A 16325-nucleotide genomic window follows, 5' to 3' on the forward strand; every position below is an offset into this window, starting at 1 on the left:
ATGGTTGAAATAGAACTTGACGGTCAGAAGGTGGAAGTCGCCGAAGGCTGCATGGTGATGCATGCAGCCGAAAAAGCCGGTACTTACATTCCCCACTTCTGCTATCACAAGAAGCTCTCCATCGCTGCCAACTGCCGCATGTGCCTGGTAGAAGTGGAGAAGGCTCCGAAGCCCATGCCTGCCTGCGCCACGCCAGTGACGCAAGGGATGATCGTCCGCACGAAGAGCGAAAAGGCGATCAAGGCCCAGCAGTCCGTGATGGAGTTCCTGCTGATCAATCACCCGCTGGATTGCCCCATCTGCGATCAGGGCGGCGAGTGTCAGCTACAGGATCTGGCCGTCGGCTACGGCGGCTCTGCATCGCGCTATGCCGAAGAAAAGCGCGTCGTCCTGAACAAGGACGTCGGCCCGCTGATCTCCATGCAGGAGATGAGCCGCTGCATCCATTGCACCCGCTGTGTGCGCTTTGGCCAGGAAGTGGCCGGCGTGATGGAGCTCGGCATGATTCACCGCGGTGAACATTCCGAGATCACGACGGTGGCCGGTGACACGATAGATTCCGAGCTGTCGGGCAACATGATCGACATTTGCCCGGTGGGTGCGCTGACCAGCAAGCCGTTCCGCTACAGCGCGCGCACGTGGGAGCTGTCCCGACGCCGCTCGGTGAGTCCTCATGATTCCACGGGCGCCAACCTGATTGTTCAGGTCAAGAACCACAAGGTCCTGCGCGTGCTTCCGTTTGAAAACGAAGCCGTCAATGAATGCTGGATTGCGGACCGCGACCGTTTCTCGTACGAGGCCCTGAGCAGCGACGACCGCCTCACCCAGCCCATGCTCAAGCAGGGCGGGGTGTGGAAGGAAGTGGACTGGCAGACGGCGCTGGAATACGTCGCCAACGGCATCAAGAACATCAAGAACGACCACGGCGCACAAAGCATTGGTGCGCTGGTGAGCCCGCACAGCACGCTGGAAGAGCTGTACTTGGCAGCTTCGCTGGTGCGCGGCCTTGGCAGCGACAACGTTGACTACCGTTTGCGCAATGCAGACTTTGCAGCGCCGCAGGGCGTTCGCTGGTTGGGTACCTCGATTGCATCGTTGTCCACCCTGCAGCGCGCACTGGTCATCGGGTCCAACCTCCGCAAGGATCATCCCCTGTTTGCGCTGCGCGTGCGCCAAGCGGTCCGCCATGGTGCACAGGTTACGGCCATCGCTGCGCGGGAGCCCGAATGGGCGATGCCTCTTCATCGGTCGCTGGTACAGCCTGCGGCGCAGTGGGTTTCCGTTCTCGGTGCCATTGCTTCTGCAGTCGCTCAAGAAAAGGGTATTGCAGCCCCTGCGGGCGCAGCTGCCAGTGACGAAAACGCAATGGCGATTGCGCGCTCCCTGCTGGGTGGCGAGCGCAAGGCCGTTCTCCTGGGCAACGCTGCCGCACACCATGCGCATGCCAGCGAGCTGCTCGCTCTGGCCAACTGGATCGGCAGCCAGACGGGCGCCACGGTGGGCTTCCTCACTGAAGCTGCCAATACCGTCGGCGCACAGTTTGCTGGGGCACATCCTGTCAGCGGCGGCCTGAACGCTGGCCAGATGCTGGCAGGCGGGCTCAAGGCAGCCCTGCTGCTCAACACCGAGCCCGTGGCCGACTCGGCTGCCGGTCAGCAGGCCGTCCAGGCGCTGTCTGGCGCCGAGATGGTGGTCACATTGAGTCCCTTCAAGTGCAATCTTGAATTCAGCGATGTGCTGCTTCCGATTGCCCCGTTCACCGAGACGTCGGGCACGTTTGTGAATGCCGAAGGGCGCTTGCAGAGCTTTCACGCCGTCGTGCGTCCACTGGGCGAAACGCGCCCTGCGTGGAAGGTCTTGCGCGTGCTCGCCAACCTTCTGGGTGTGGCTGGTTTTGATTTCGAGACATCGACCGATGTGCTGGCGCGCGCGACCAATGCGGCCGCGGGTTCGGTGACGCACATCCCCGCCGAGCAGTTGTCGAACGCCGTAAGCGCGGCTGTCCCTGCCGCGGCAGTCACCGCTGCCGACCCAGTGGTGGCGTCGATCTATCAACTCGATGGTCTGGTGCGCCGCTCGCCCTCGCTGCAACTGACGGCGGATGCCCGCCTGGCCCGTGAAGGAGTGGCCGCATGATTGACGCGCTGTACAACGGTGGTCTGACGCTCCTGCCGTATGGCTGGTGGGCTGCCATGGCCTGGCCGGTTCTCTGGATCCTGCTCAAGATCGTGTGCATTCTTGCGCCGCTCATGGGCGCTGTCGCCTACCTCACGCTGTGGGAGCGGAAGCTGCTAGGCTTCATGCAGGTTCGCCACGGCCCCAACCGCGTAGGTCCTTTTGGTCTGCTTCAGCCCATTGCCGACGCGCTCAAGCTGCTGACCAAGGAAATCATCCAGCCTGCCGCCGCCAGCAAAGGTCTGTTTGTCCTCGGCCCGGTCATGGCGATCATGCCAGCGCTGGCAGCCTGGGTGGTGATTCCTTTTGGTCCTGACGTGGCGTTGGCCAACGTCAACGCAGGGTTGCTGCTGGTCATGGCCATCACCTCGATCGAGGTGTACGGCGTGATCATTGCAGGCTGGGCCTCCAACTCGAAGTACGCGTTTCTCGGCGCGCTGCGGGCTTCGGCACAGATGGTGAGCTACGAAATCGCCATGGGTTTCTGCTTCCTCGTCGTGATCATGGTGTCGGGCAGCATGAACCTGACCGAGATCGTGATGAGCCAGGGCAGGGGCATGGCGGCTGACAACGGTCTCACATTCCTGTCCTGGAACTGGCTGCCGCTGCTGCCCATCTTCCTCGTCTACCTGATCTCGGGTGTCGCTGAAACCAACCGCCATCCGTTCGACGTCGTCGAAGGCGAAGCGGAAATCGTAGCCGGCCACATGGTCGAGTACTCGGGCATGGGCTTTGCCATCTTCTTCCTGGCCGAGTACGCCAGCATGTGGCTGGTGTCTATTCTGGCCGCGATCATGTTCCTGGGCGGCTGGTTGCCTCCGATCGACAGTGCGTTCTTCAACTGGATCCCAGGCTGGATCTGGCTGGGTCTGAAGACGTTCCTGGTGGTGTCCATGTTTATCTGGATCCGGGCGACCTTCCCCCGGTTCCGGTATGACCAGATCATGCGTCTGGGCTGGAAGATCTTCATCCCGGTCACGCTGGTGTATTTGGTCTTTGTCGGTGGGTGGCTGCTGTCGCCCTGGAATATCTGGAAATAGGCGGAACGCGAAATGACTGCTGTTGCTGCTGCTGCTCCCTTCTCGCTGAAGGACTTCTTCAAGAGCTTCATGCTCGTGGAGCTGCTCAAGGGTATGGCCCTGACCGGCCGGTACGCGTTCCGTCGGAAGGTGACCGTTCAGTTTCCCGAAGAAAAGACGCCGCTTTCGCCGCGTTTTCGTGGCCTGCACGCCCTGCGCCGCTATGAGAACGGCGAAGAGCGCTGCATTGCCTGCAAGCTGTGCGAGGCTGTCTGCCCGGCGCTGGCCATCACCATCGAATCCGATGTGCGCGAAGACGGCTCACGCCGCACCACGCGCTACGACATCGACCTGACGAAGTGCATCTTCTGCGGGTTCTGCGAAGAGAGTTGCCCGGTGGATTCGATCGTGGAAACACAGATCCTGGAATACCACGGCGAAAAGCGGGGCGACCTGTACTTCACGAAGGAAATGCTTCTGGCCGTGGGCGACCGGTATGAAGGCGAGATCGCTGCAGCGAAGGCTGCGGACGCCAAGTACCGCTGAGCGGTGTCTGGTACAGCCTTCCTGCCAGAACTTCTATAAAGACCCGATTCATGGACGCCAAGACTGGTTTCTTCTACCTCTTCTCGGTTGTGCTGCTGTTTGCAGCCTTCCGGGTGATCACTGCGCGCAATCCTGTGCATGCAGTGCTCTATCTCATCCTTGCGTTTTCGCAGGCGGCCGCCGTCTGGTTGTTGCTGAAGGCTGAGTTTCTGGCCATTGCGCTGGTGCTGGTGTACCTGGGCGCGGTGATGGTGCTTTTCCTCTTTGTGGTGATGATGCTCGATATCCATATCGACACTGTCCGCAAGGGTTTCTGGAAGAACTTCCCGCTGGCGGCCACCGTGGGTGCACTGATTGCTCTGGAGATGGCGGCTGTGCTGATGGGCGGTTTCCGCGGCATGGAAGAGCCTAAGGCGCTGGCACCCGTGCTCGATGCAGCGGGGCAGGTCGTTCAGTATTCGAATACGAAGTCGCTGGGCAAGCTGCTCTACACCGAGTATCTCTACCCGGTTGAAATTGCAGCTGTGATCCTGCTGGTGGCAATGATCGCAGCCATTGCGCTCACGCTCCGTGAGCGCAAGGACAGCAAGGCGATCAATCCGTCGGCACAGATCCGCGTTCGCGCTGCCGACCGCCTGGCGGTGGTGAAGGTTGCCGCCACGCAAAAGCCGCTTCCTGAAGAGCCTGCAGCGGCTGCAGCCGAGGAGAAGAAGGCATGACTTTGACACTGGGCCATTTCCTGTCGCTGGGCGCAATGCTGTTCGCCTTGTCCGTGATCGGCATCTTCCTCAACCGCAAGAACCTGATCGTGTTGCTGATGGCCATCGAGTTGATGCTGCTGGCGGTCAACATGAATTTCGTGGCGTTTTCGTACTACCTCGGTGACATGCACGGCCAAGTATTCGTGTTCTTCATCCTGACCGTGGCTGCGGCCGAGTCGGCCATCGGGCTTGCCATCCTGGTGCTGCTGTTCCGCAACAAGACCAGCATCAACGCTGAAGACCTCAACACCCTCAAGGGTTGATGAGCTACCGGTATTCGCAAGGTCCTCAAGAATGAGTCAAACCCTCTCTGCATCAACGCTCCTGGCGGTTCCGCTGGCCCCGCTGGCAGGCGCGCTGCTGGCCGGCGTTTTCGGCACCACGTTCGGCGGCAACTGGATTGGCCGCCGGCTCAGCCATACGCTGACGATTCTTGGCGTGCTGGTGGCTTTCGTACTGTCCGCCATGACGCTCAAGAGCGTAGCGGTTGACGGTGCCTACTTCAACGAAACCCTCTACACGTGGATGGTCGTTGGTGGCCTGAAGATGGAAGTCGGCTTCCTGGTCGACAGCCTCACCGCGATGATGATGGTGGTGGTGACCTTCGTGTCGCTGATGGTGCACATCTACACCATCGGCTACATGGAAGAGGATGAAGGCTACAACCGCTTTTTTGCCTACATCTCCCTGTTCACGTTCTCGATGCTCATGCTGGTCATGAGCAACAACCTGCTGCAGCTGTTCTTCGGCTGGGAGGCGGTGGGCCTAGTGTCGTACCTGCTGATCGGCTTCTGGTTCAACAAGCCTACGGCCATCTTCGCGAACATGAAGGCGTTCCTGGTGAACCGCGTAGGTGACTTCGGGTTCATCCTGGGCATCGGCCTGATTGCGGCGTATGCCGGCACTCTGAACTACGGCGAAGTGTTTGCCAAATCGGGCGAGCTGGGCGGCATGGCGTTCCCGGGTACCGACTGGATGCTGATCACGGTGATCTGCATCTGCCTCTTCATCGGCGCGATGGGCAAGAGTGCACAGTTTCCGCTGCATGTGTGGCTGCCCGACTCGATGGAAGGTCCTACCCCCATTTCGGCCCTGATCCACGCCGCCACGATGGTGACGGCAGGCATCTTCATGGTGGCACGCATGTCGCCGCTGTTCGAGCTGTCGGATACCGCTTTGAACTTCATCCTGGTGATCGGTGCCATCACCGCGCTGTTCATGGGCTTCCTCGGCATCATCCAGAACGACATCAAGCGCGTGGTGGCGTATTCCACGCTGTCCCAGCTGGGTTACATGACGGTCGCCCTGGGCGCCTCGGCCTATTCAGTGGCGGTGTTCCACCTTATGACGCACGCATTCTTCAAGGCGCTGCTGTTCCTTGCTGCGGGCTCCGTCATCATGGGCCTGCACCACAACCAGGACATTCGCTGGATGGGCGGCGTGCGCAAGTACATGCCGATCACCTGGATTACGTCGCTGCTGGGATCGCTGGCACTGATCGGTACGCCTCTGTTTTCGGGCTTCTACTCCAAGGACAGCATCATTGAGGCCGTGCATTTCAGTAATCTGCCCGCCGCCGGTTTTGCGTACTTTGCCGTGCTGGCCGGTGTCTTCATCACGGCGTTCTATTCGTTCCGCCTGTACTTCCTTGTTTTCCACGGCAAGGAACGCTTTGACCAGAACCCGGATGCCCACCACGACGACCACCACGGTCATGACGATCACCACCACCACGAGCCCCACGAGTCGCCGTGGGTGGTCACGGTGCCGCTGGTTTTGCTGGCCATCCCGTCGGTCGTCGTCGGCTTCATGTTCATCCAGCCCATGCTGTTTGGTGACTTCTTCAAGGACGTGATCTTTGTGGATGCGGCCAAGCACCCCGCCATGACCAAGCTCGCCGAGATCTTCCACGGCCCGGTCGGCATGGCCTTGCACGGCCTGCAGACCGCACCGTTCTGGCTGGCCCTCGCTGGCGTGGCGGCCTCGTACTACATGTACATGGTCAATCCGGCGCTGCCGGCCGCCATCAAGGCGCGCGTCCAGCCCATCTACACGCTGCTGGAAAACAAGTACTACCTCGACTGGATCAACGAGAACATTCTGGCGCGCGGTGCGCGTGCACTGGGTGTCGGTCTGTGGAAGGGCGGCGATCAGGCCATCATTGACGGCGCATTGGTCAACGGTTCCTGGAAACTGGTGCGCGGTATTTCTGGCGCAGTGCGTTGGATCCAGTCCGGCTTCGTGTTCCATTACGCGCTGGTAATGATTCTCGGCGTGTTCGCCCTGATGACGTGGTTCGTCTGGGGCGATGCCCTGGTGCAGCTCATCAAATAAGGAAAACAACAAATGGGTCTGTTGAGTCTTGCCATCTGGACGCCGATCGCTTTCGGTACTGTGCTGCTCGCTCTGGGGCGGGATGAGCACGCCCGTGCGGTGCGCTGGCTTGCACTGCTCGGTGCCCTGATCGGCTTCCTGGTCACGTTGCCGCTGTACGACGGCTTCAAACTCGGCACAGCTGCCATGCAGTTTGTCGAAAAAGCTGCGTGGATCGAACGGTTCAACGTCAACTACCACCTCGGGGTCGACGGCATTTCCTTCTGGTTCGTGCCGCTGACGGCATTCATCACGGTCATCGTGGTCATCGCGTCGTGGGAGTCGATCACCGAGCGTGTGAACCAGTACATGGGTGCGTTCCTGATCCTTTCGGGTCTGATGATTGGCGTGTTCAGCGCGCTCGACGGCATCCTGTTCTACGTCTTCTTCGAAGCCACACTGATTCCGATGTACCTGATCATCGGCATCTGGGGCGGCCCCAACAAGATCTACGCGGCGTTCAAGTTCTTCCTGTACACGCTGCTCGGCTCGTTGCTGATGCTGATCGCGCTGATCTTCCTGTACAACCAGTCGGGTGGCAGCTTCGACATTGCCACCTGGCACCAGTTGCCGCTGAGCCGTACCGCACAGACACTGCTGTTCTTCGCGTTCTTCGCAGCGTTCGCGGTCAAGGTGCCGATGTGGCCCGTGCACACCTGGCTGCCTGACGTGCACGTTGAAGCGCCTACCGGTGGTTCGGCCGTGCTGGCCGCCATCATGCTGAAGCTCGGTGCCTATGGTTTCCTGCGCTTCTCGATGCCGATCGCTCCTGACGCCGCACGCGAATGGGCCTGGCTCATGATTGCGCTGTCGCTGGTCGCCGTGATCTACGTGGGTCTGGTGGCCATGGTCCAGAAGGACATGAAGAAGCTGGTGGCTTACTCGTCTGTGGCGCACATGGGTTTCGTCACGCTGGGCTTTTTCATTTTCAACGACCTCGGCGTGTCCGGTGGCCTGGTGCAGATGATTGCGCACGGCTTCGTGTCAGGCGCGATGTTCCTGTCCATCGGTGTGCTCTACGACCGCGTGCATTCGCGTGAAATCGCAGCTTACGGAGGCGTGGTCAACACTATGCCCAACTTCACCGCTTTTGCCCTGCTGTTTGCAATGGCCAACTGCGGCCTGCCGGGTACGGCCGGATTTGTGGGCGAATGGATGGTGATCCTGGGTGCCGTCAAGGCCAACTTCTGGGTCGGCTTTGCAGCAGCTACAGCCCTCATCTTCGGCGCGGCCTACACGCTGTGGATGTTCAAGCGTGTGTACCTCGGCCCTGTGGGCAACGACAACGTCAAGGGCCTGACTGACATCAACAGCCGGGAATTCCTCGTGCTGTCGCTGCTGGGTATCGCCGTGCTGGCCATGGGCCTGTACCCACGCCCCTTCACGGACGTGATGGACACCTCGGTGGCCGAACTGCTCAAGCATGTCGCGCTGACCAAGCTGAACTGACCAGACCAGACTGAACTGAGAGATTCGAGATGATTGACAACATCAGCTGGCTTGCGATTTACCCCGAGATCGTGCTGTTGACCATGGCTTGCGTGATTGCGCTGGTCGACCTGGGCGTTCAGAGCAAGTACCGCACGGGCACCTATGTGCTCACCATGCTCACGCTGGCGGTAGTCGCAGCCCTGCAGGCGATGTACGCCACCAGTGGCAACACGTTCTACGGCTTTGGCAACATGGTGGTGAGCGACGCCATGGGCAACTGGCTCAAGTGCTTTGCCACCATTGCCGTGATGGTGACGCTGGTCTACAGCCGCCCCTACGCTGCCGACCGCCAGATGATGCACGGCGGTGAGCTGTTCACCCTGTCGATGTTCGCCCTGCTGGGCATGTTCATCATGATCTCCGGGAACAACTTCTTGGTGATCTACCTGGGCCTTGAGCTGATGACGCTGTCGAGCTATGCGCTGGTCGCGCTGCGCCGAGACAACGCCACCGCCACCGAGGCAGCCATGAAGTACTTCGTGCTGGGTGCCATGGCCAGCGGCTTCCTGCTCTACGGTCTGTCGATGATCTACGGTGCCACGGGCTCGCTCGACATCGGCCAGGTGTTCAAGGCCGTCAATTCCGGCCAGATCCGCCACCAGGTGCTGGTGTTCGGCCTCGTGTTTGTGGTCGCCGGTCTGGCGTTCAAGCTGGGCGTGGTTCCCTTCCACATGTGGGTGCCCGACGTTTACCAGGGCGCTCCGACCTCTGCCACGCTGATGATTGGCAGTGCGCCCAAGCTGGCTGCGTTTGCCATCACGATCCGCCTGCTGGTGGATGGCCTGTTGCCGCTGGCGATCGACTGGCAACAGATGCTGGGGGTGCTTGCGATCGGTTCGCTGCTGGTGGGTAACCTCGCCGCCATCGCACAGACCAACCTCAAGCGCATGCTGGCGTACTCCACGATCTCTCAGATGGGCTTTGTGCTCTTGGGCCTGATGTCGGGTGTGATCAACGGCAATGTGGACGCCACGGCGGTCGAGAACGCCTACAGCGCGTCGATGTTCTATGTCATCACCTACGTGCTGACCGCGTTGGCCGCATTTGGCGTGATCCTGCTCTTGGCGCGCGAAGGCTTTGAGAGCGAAGAGATCTCGGACCTGGCTGGCCTGAACCAGCGCAGCCCGCTGTACGCAGGCGTCATGGCAGTCTGCCTTTTCTCGATGGCTGGTATCCCGCCGCTGGTGGGCTTCTACGCCAAGCTGGCGGTGCTGCAGGCGCTCATTGCTTCGGGCCAGGGCCTTTACATTGCGCTCGCCGTGTTCGCCGTGATCATGTCGCTGATCGGCGCTTTCTACTACCTGCGCGTCGTCAAGGTCATGTACTTTGATCCGCCGCTGACGGTGACGCACGTATCGGCACCTTTAGACGTGCGCGTGGTCCTGACGATCAACGGCGCATTGGTGCTGGGCCTCGGCCTGCTGCCTGGCGGTTTGATGTCGCTGTGCGCCGACGCGGTAGTCCGCGCACTGGCCACCTGATCAGCCGGTCTGATTTGATCCGTATGTTCTGCGCGCCTTTTATTGCTGTGTCCTCGGCCGCTGCTGGTTCTACCGGCGTGGCCGCGCAAGCGGTGCAGGGGCGTGCGGCGCACGGCTCCACCACCACGCCAGCCCTGCGTCCGGTGTCGCACTCTCTGTCCCTTTTCGGACCTGCACTCCCGTGTCTCTGACCGCATCTGTCTGGCTGGTGATCATTGCAGCACTGATTGCTGCAAACCTGCCGTTCATCAACCACCGCTGGCTGGTAGTGGGCCCCGTGGCCCTGCCGCAGAAAAAGCTGGTGGTGCGGCTGGTTGAACTATTCGTGCTGTACCTGCTGGTGGGCGGGTTCGCCTTGCTGCTGGAGCGCCGGGCCGGGCAGATCGCGCCGCAGGGCTGGGAGTTCTATGCCGTCACCGGCACCCTGTTCCTGACCCTCGCGTTTCCCGGGTTCGTGTATCGCTACCTTCTGCGCCGCCACGGTTAGTCGCGCACTGTCCGGCACGCCAGGCTTTCGCCCGCCATGAAGGTTCTCGATCTCCAGTGCAGCCAGGGCCACGTCTTTGAGGGCTGGTTTGCCTCTGAAGAGGACTTCCAGTCGCAAAAGCAGTGCGACCTGGTGCAATGCCCCCTTTGCAATGACCATCAGGTCCACAAACTCCTGAGTGCGCCACGGCTGAACCTGGGGGCGCGCCCGCCCGGGCCGGCGCGTTCTGGGCATGATGCGAATCAGCCCGCGCACCCGGATGCCGGAGGCGGCTCTTCCGGATCCGCACAGGGGGCTCTGACCACGGCTGTCGTCCCATTCGACCAAGGCGATGCCGCCTTGCTCCCCCAAGCCATCCAGGCCGCGTGGTTGCGCCTGGCGCGGCACATTGCCAGCAACACGGAGGACGTGGGCGCTGCCTTCGCACAGGAGGCGCGCCGCATCCACCATGGGGAAGCGCCCGAACGCGGCATTCGCGGCCAGGCCACGGCCGAAGAAGCCCTGGAGCTTCTGGAAGAGGGTGTCGCCGTCCTGCCATTGCCGCTACCGGTCTCTGCCAAGGAAACGTTGCAGTAACGCGGCCGGGGGCATCCTTCGCGGCGTCGGCTGCAGCACAGGCGCTTTCTGACACCGGCTCCCTGTCTGCGGGATCGCATTGTCCTGGCCCCGGACGGATGCCGTGGGCACGCTGCGGCGCTCTCCCGGAGCGGGCTGGGGCATCATCTCGGACAATTTTTGAGTCTAATCGGTCTGTGGCGCTCGATTTGATTGCACCTAATGCTATTTATATGATAGCAAACCGAGTCTCCCGCGGAGTGCCGTGCGACGGGCCGCCTCGCGATCCCCGTCGGCTTTCATTGCATCCGGCGCGTCGCGCTGTTCCCATGTAGCCGCCTCCGCGGCTGTAGCGCTTCGACGAAGGGGATCCTCATGGCCTGTGGCCAACGGAAGGCCCTCAGTGAGTCAAAACCGATACCGCTGCCCTCGGTCTGAGCGTGCAGAACACGGTCTACCCTTCTCGCGCTGCGCTGTGCCGCCACCAGCTCCTCACGCGGTGAACTGCAGCGCCGCAAGGCGCGCGTAAACGCCTGCGCGCTCGATCAGCGCCGCGTGGGTTCCCTCCTCGACGATCTGGCCATGCTCCAGCACCACGATGCGGTCTGCGTTCTGGACGGTGGCCAGTCGGTGGGCGATCACCAACGTGGTCCTCCGCCCGGTGTGGCGCTGCATGGCGGTGTCCAGCGCGGCCTGCACCATGCGCTCGCTCTCGGCGTCGAGCGCGCTGGTGGCTTCATCCAGCAGCAGCAGGGGTGGGTCCTTGAGCATGGCGCGGGCGATCGAGATGCGCTGGCGCTGGCCGCCCGAAAGGCGCACGCCGCGTTCGCCCAGAAAGGTTTCGTAGCCTTCAGGCAGCGCAGTGATGAAGTCGTGCGCAAACGCGGCCTGTGCGGCAGCGGTTACCTCGGCTTCGGTGGCATCGGGCCGGCCGTAGCGGATGTTTTCGAGCGCGGTGGCCGAGAAGATCACAGCATCCTGCGGCACGGTGCCGATGGCCGCACGCAGGGTGGACAGGCGCAGTGCCCGAATGTCCACGTCGTTCAGGCGAATGGCGCCGCTGGACGTCGGTGGCGCTGCTGACATGCCGCTGCTGCATGACCCGTGCTCGACCTCGCCGGGTAAGGTGCTTCCATAGGCTGGCGCGCTGCTACCTTCCACCGCGGAGGGGGCGCCTGTCTGAGGCTGCTGCCGCTGCTGCGCGTCGCCCACGTCATAAAACCGCTGCAGCAGCTGGAACACCGTCGTCTTGCCGGCGCCACTGGCCCCCACCAGCGCCACGGTCTCGCCCGGCCGCAGCGTCAGCGAAAAGCCGCGCAGGGCCGGGTGGGCAGGGCGGGAGGGGTAGTGAAAACTGACGCCGTCAAATTCCACCGCCAGCCCCTGGCCCGAGAGCGGCAGTTCTTTAGGCTTGGGCGGATTGGCCACTGGCGAACGGCTCGCCAGCAGTTCCATCAGCCGTTCTGTGGCACCAGCCGCGCGCAGCAGGTCGCCATATACCTCGCCCAGCACCGCCACGGCACCGGCCAGCAGGATGACGTAGACCACCGTCTGCCCGAGATGGCCTGCAGTCATGTCACCGGCAAGCACGGCCTGCGTGCCGCGGTACAGCCCCCACAGCAGCAGTGCCGCGTTGGCGATGATGATGAACGCCACCAGCAACGCACGGGCGCTGGTGCGGCGCACGGCCACTTGGAATGCGTTCTCGGTGGCCCGGCCGAAACGCGCTGCCTCGCGCGGCTCGGCGGTGTAGCTTTGCACCACGGGTACGGCGTTGAGCACCTCGGCGGCAATGGCGCTGGAGTCGGCCACGCGGTCCTGGCTGTCGCGCGAAAGGCGGCGCACGCGCCGGCCGATCCACATCGTGGGCAAAACCACCAGCACCACCGCCAGCAGCACATGCGCCATGACGTACGGGTTGCTCCAGACCAGCATGGCCAGCGCACCCACGCCCATGACGGCATTGCGCAGGCCCATTGACAGCGACGAGCCGACGACCGTCTGCACCAGGGTGGTGTCGGTCGTCAGTCGCGAGAGCACCTCGCCGGTTTGCGTTGTTTCAAAGAATTCCGGGCTCTGCTGCAGCACATGGCCGTACACGGCATTGCGCAGGTCGGCCGTCACGCGCTCGCCCAGCCAGCTCACCATGTAGAAGCGGGCGGCAGAGAACACGCCCAAGGCGACTGCCACTGCAAAAAGCGCTTCAAAATGTTCACGCAACGCCATGGTCTGGGCACCCCGGTCGCCTGCCAGCAGACCGCCGTCGATCAGCCCGCGCAGGGCCATCGGGAAGGCCAGCGTGGCCAGTGCCGCAAGCACCAGAAAAACGCCTGCGAGTGCAATGCGCCCGCGATAGGGCCGCAGAAAGGGCAGCAGCCCCGAAAGTGAACGCGGAGCCCCGCGCTCTGCGGTAGTGGAAGGCCGTGTGGGCATGGTTTGCATGGATGGGAATGAGACCGGACGTGGACAGTAGGCATTAATACATAGGCATTAGTCCCAGTATCTACACACGGCTCCCGCGGCATACCATGCAGACCGAATGCATGCATAGTGATTGGCCTGCACGACCATCCCGCGATGAGCCGCTGCCCCTGCAGCGTGACTCCAACACCAGCACCTTTACGGAGCAATCCAGGCGCAATGAGCGACGTCATCCTTGAAACCAAAAGCCTGACCAAAGAGTTCAAAGGCTTCACCGCGGTAAGCGATGTGAACCTGGCTGTGCGCCGTGGTTCCATCCACGCCCTGATCGGCCCGAACGGGGCGGGCAAGACCACGTGCTTCAACCTGCTGACGAAGTTTCTCGAGCCCACCTCGGGCGTCATCCGTTTCAACGGCCACGACATCACCCGCGAGCAGCCCGCGCAGATCGCGCGCCGCGGCGTCATCCGCTCGTTCCAGATCTCGGCCGTGTTCCCGCACCTCACGCTGCTTGAAAACGTGCGCCTGGGCTTGCAGCGCAAGCTGGGCACGTCGTTTCATTTCTGGCGCAGCGAGCGCACCCTGCGCCAGCTGGACGACCGGGCCATGCAGCTGCTGACCGAAGTGGGCCTGGAAGACCTGGCCGACGAGGTCACGGTGAACCTGCCCTACGGCCGCAAGCGCGCGCTTGAAATTGCAACCACCTTGTCGATGGAGCCCGAGCTGATGCTGCTGGATGAACCCACCCAGGGCATGGGCCACGAGGACGTGGACCGCGTCACACAGCTCATCAAGAAAGTGTCTGTGGGTCGCACCATTCTGATGGTCGAACACAACATGAAAGTGGTCTCCACCATCGCCGACTGCATCACGGTGCTGCAGCGCGGCGCCGTGCTGGCCGAAGGCCCGTACGCGGAGGTGTCGAGCAACCCGCTCGTGATGGAAGCCTACATGGGCACGACTGACGGCCAACTGCAAGGAGCGCATTGATGGCATCCGCTCCCGCACTCGAAATCCGGAACCTCGAAGCCTGGTACGGCGAATCGCACGTGCTGCACGGCGTCGACATCGTCGTGCAGCCGGGCGAGGTAGTCACGCTGTTGGGCCGCAACGGCGCAGGCCGCACCACCACCATGCGCGCCATCATGGGCCTCACGGGCTCGCGCAAGGGGTCGGTCAAGATCAACGGCGTGGAAACCATCAACATGCCCACGCACCGCATTGCGCACCTGGGCGTGGGCTACTGCCCGGAAGAGCGGGGCATCTTCTCCAGCCTGTCGTGCGAAGAGAACCTGATGCTGCCGCCCGCGCTCAAGACCGACAAGCCTGGCATGTCGGTGCAAGAGATTTACGCCATGTTCCCCAACCTGGCCGAGCGCAAGAACAGCCAGGGCACGCGCCTGTCGGGCGGCGAGCAGCAGATGCTGGCCGTGGCCCGCATCCTGCGCACGGGGGCCAATCTGCTGCTGCTCGACGAGATCTCGGAAGGCCTCGCGCCGGTCATCGTCCAGGCGCTGGCCCGCATGATCATGATGCTGCGCCAAAAAGGCTTCACGGTGGTTATGGTTGAGCAAAACTTCCGCTTTGCCGCCCCGCTGGCCGACCGCTTCTATGTGATGGAGCACGGCCGCATCGTCGAGCAGTTCGGTGCTGCCGAGCTGGAGCAAAAGATGCCCGTACTCAGCGAACTGCTGGGCGTGTGAGCCGCGCCCCGCACGCATTCCCGGTTTTTGTGTTTTCCCACCACCACCATTCCAACAGGAGACAAGCCATGAAGAACAAACTGAAAGTGCTCGCATTGATGCTGGGCGCAGCAGGCCTGGCCACCTCGGCAGCGCATGCACAAGACAAGGTCAAGATCGGTTTCATCACCGACATGTCCAGCCTGTACGCCGACGTGGAAGGTAAGAACGGTGCGCTGGCCATCCAGATGGCCATTGACGACTTCGGCGGCAAGGTGCTGGGCATGCCCATCGAGCTGCTGAGCGCCGACCACCAGAACAAGGCCGACATCGCGGCCTCCAAGGCCCGCGAGTGGATCGACACCGAAGGCCTGACGATGATCTTCGGGGGCACCAATTCGGGTACCGCACTGGCCACCGCCAAGGTGGCTGCCGAGAAGAAGCGCGTGTACATCAACAACGGCGCCGCCAGCTCCGCACTGACCAACGAGCAGTGCACTCCCTATACCGTGCACTACGCGTACGACACCGTCGCACTGGCCAAGGGCACGGGCTCGGCCATTGTGGATGGCGGCGGCAAGAGCTGGTACTTCCTGACTGCTGACTACGCCTTCGGCCACGCACTCGAAGCCGACACCAGCACCGTGGTCAAGGCCAAGGGCGGCACGGTGGTGGGCACGGTGCGCCACCCGCTCAACGCGTCGGACTTCTCGTCCTTCCTGCTGCAGGCACAGAACTCCAAGGCACAGATCCTGGGCCTGGCCAATGCGGGCGGCGACACGATCAATTCGATCAAGGCCGCCAAGGAATTCGGCATCGGCAAGAACATGAAGCTCGCCGGCCTTCTGATCTTTCTGAGCGACATCCACAGCCTGGGTCTGCGCAACACCGAAGGCCTGCAGTTCACCACCAGCTGGTACTGGGACCTGAACGACGACACGCGCAAGTTTGCAGCGCGCTTCTTCGAGAAGACCAAGCGCATGCCTACCGAAATCCAGGCCGCTGATTACTCGGCCACCATGAACTACCTCAAGGCCGTGGAAGCCGCCAAGACGGTGGATGCCGATAAGGTGATGGCCACCTGGAAGGGCATGAAGATGAACGACTTCTTCGGTTCGGGCCAGATCCGCGCCGACGGCCGTTACGTGCACGACATGTACCTGATGGAAGTGAAGAAGCCTTCCGAGTCCACCAAGCCATGGGACTACTACAAGCTCGTCAAGAAGCTGCCAGGTGACCAGGTCTTCACGACCAAGGCCGAAAGCAAGTGCCCGCTCTGGAAGTAAACACCAGGCGCCTGTAACCCGGCGCTGCAACGCAACCCGCGCGGGATG

The 16325-nt window shown here is 62.2% G+C and carries 14 protein-coding genes; 13 read left to right on the forward strand and 1 reads right to left on the reverse strand.

Annotated elements, in window-relative coordinates; translation table 11 throughout:
* The 10 genes from nuoG to ACTPOI_RS08290 all read left to right on the forward strand — a co-directional run bounded on the left by nuoG (position 1) and on the right by ACTPOI_RS08290 (position 10909).
* A complete protein-coding gene (gene nuoG / locus ACTPOI_RS08245; RefSeq protein ID WP_440108104.1) occupies positions 1-2136 on the forward strand; it encodes an NADH-quinone oxidoreductase subunit NuoG in 2136 nt (711 codons plus the stop codon).
* Positions 2133-3215 carry an NADH-quinone oxidoreductase subunit NuoH gene (gene nuoH / locus ACTPOI_RS08250; RefSeq protein WP_440108105.1) on the forward strand — a complete coding sequence of 361 codons (1083 nt, stop codon included), beginning with the start codon at positions 2133-2135 and terminating at the stop codon, positions 3213-3215. The genes nuoG and nuoH overlap by 4 nt, the downstream gene beginning before the upstream one ends.
* 12 nt (positions 3216-3227) lie before the next feature.
* Positions 3228-3740, forward strand: a complete 513-nt coding sequence (gene nuoI / locus ACTPOI_RS08255; protein ID WP_291519228.1) for an NADH-quinone oxidoreductase subunit NuoI — start codon at positions 3228-3230, stop codon at positions 3738-3740.
* A gap of 50 nt (positions 3741-3790) precedes the next feature.
* Complete coding sequence (locus tag ACTPOI_RS08260) at positions 3791-4459, forward strand: NADH-quinone oxidoreductase subunit J (RefSeq protein ID WP_440108106.1); 669 nt, start codon at positions 3791-3793, stop codon at positions 4457-4459.
* Positions 4456-4764 (forward strand): NADH-quinone oxidoreductase subunit NuoK, encoded by a 309-nt coding sequence (gene nuoK, locus ACTPOI_RS08265; protein WP_069105211.1) that lies wholly within the window; start codon positions 4456-4458, stop codon positions 4762-4764. Before ACTPOI_RS08260 ends, nuoK begins: the two co-directional genes overlap by 4 nt.
* A gap of 31 nt (positions 4765-4795) precedes the next feature.
* Positions 4796-6835 (forward strand): NADH-quinone oxidoreductase subunit L, encoded by a 2040-nt coding sequence (gene nuoL / locus ACTPOI_RS08270; protein ID WP_440108107.1) that lies wholly within the window; start codon positions 4796-4798, stop codon positions 6833-6835.
* Between the two features lie 12 nt (positions 6836-6847).
* Positions 6848-8323 (forward strand): NADH-quinone oxidoreductase subunit M, encoded by a 1476-nt coding sequence (locus tag ACTPOI_RS08275; RefSeq protein WP_440108108.1) that lies wholly within the window; start codon positions 6848-6850, stop codon positions 8321-8323.
* Between the two features lie 29 nt (positions 8324-8352).
* The gene (gene nuoN, locus ACTPOI_RS08280) at positions 8353-9846 is read left to right on the forward strand and encodes an NADH-quinone oxidoreductase subunit NuoN (RefSeq protein ID WP_069105214.1); all 1494 of its coding nucleotides are present in this window, start codon (positions 8353-8355) and stop codon (positions 9844-9846) included.
* Positions 9847-10027: 181 nt separating this feature from the next.
* Positions 10028-10333: a DUF2818 family protein gene (locus tag ACTPOI_RS08285; RefSeq protein ID WP_440108109.1), complete on the forward strand. Its 306-nt coding sequence runs from the start codon at positions 10028-10030 to the stop codon at positions 10331-10333.
* Between the two features lie 36 nt (positions 10334-10369).
* Positions 10370-10909, forward strand: coding sequence for a DUF1178 family protein (locus ACTPOI_RS08290; protein ID WP_440108110.1), 540 nt, complete (start codon positions 10370-10372; stop codon positions 10907-10909).
* Positions 10910-11380: 471 nt separating this feature from the next.
* Here ACTPOI_RS08290 and ACTPOI_RS08295 read toward each other — a convergent pair whose 3' ends face one another.
* Positions 11381-13330 carry an ABC transporter transmembrane domain-containing protein gene (locus ACTPOI_RS08295; RefSeq protein WP_440108111.1) on the reverse strand — a complete coding sequence of 650 codons (1950 nt, stop codon included), beginning with the start codon at positions 13328-13330 and terminating at the stop codon, positions 11381-11383.
* 198 nt (positions 13331-13528) lie between these two features.
* Between ACTPOI_RS08295 and ACTPOI_RS08300 the strand changes: the two genes are divergently transcribed.
* From ACTPOI_RS08300 to ACTPOI_RS08310, 3 genes are all read left to right on the forward strand, one after another.
* Positions 13529-14299: an ABC transporter ATP-binding protein gene (locus ACTPOI_RS08300; protein WP_069105217.1), complete on the forward strand. Its 771-nt coding sequence runs from the start codon at positions 13529-13531 to the stop codon at positions 14297-14299.
* Positions 14299-15012, forward strand: coding sequence for an ABC transporter ATP-binding protein (locus tag ACTPOI_RS08305; protein WP_440108112.1), 714 nt, complete (start codon positions 14299-14301; stop codon positions 15010-15012). The genes ACTPOI_RS08300 and ACTPOI_RS08305 overlap by 1 nt, the downstream gene beginning before the upstream one ends.
* 68 nt (positions 15013-15080) lie before the next feature.
* Positions 15081-16277, forward strand: coding sequence for an ABC transporter substrate-binding protein (locus tag ACTPOI_RS08310; protein WP_440108113.1), 1197 nt, complete (start codon positions 15081-15083; stop codon positions 16275-16277).
* Positions 16278-16325: the final 48 nt, after the last annotated feature.

The organism is Acidovorax sp. BL-A-41-H1, assembly GCF_051942715.1.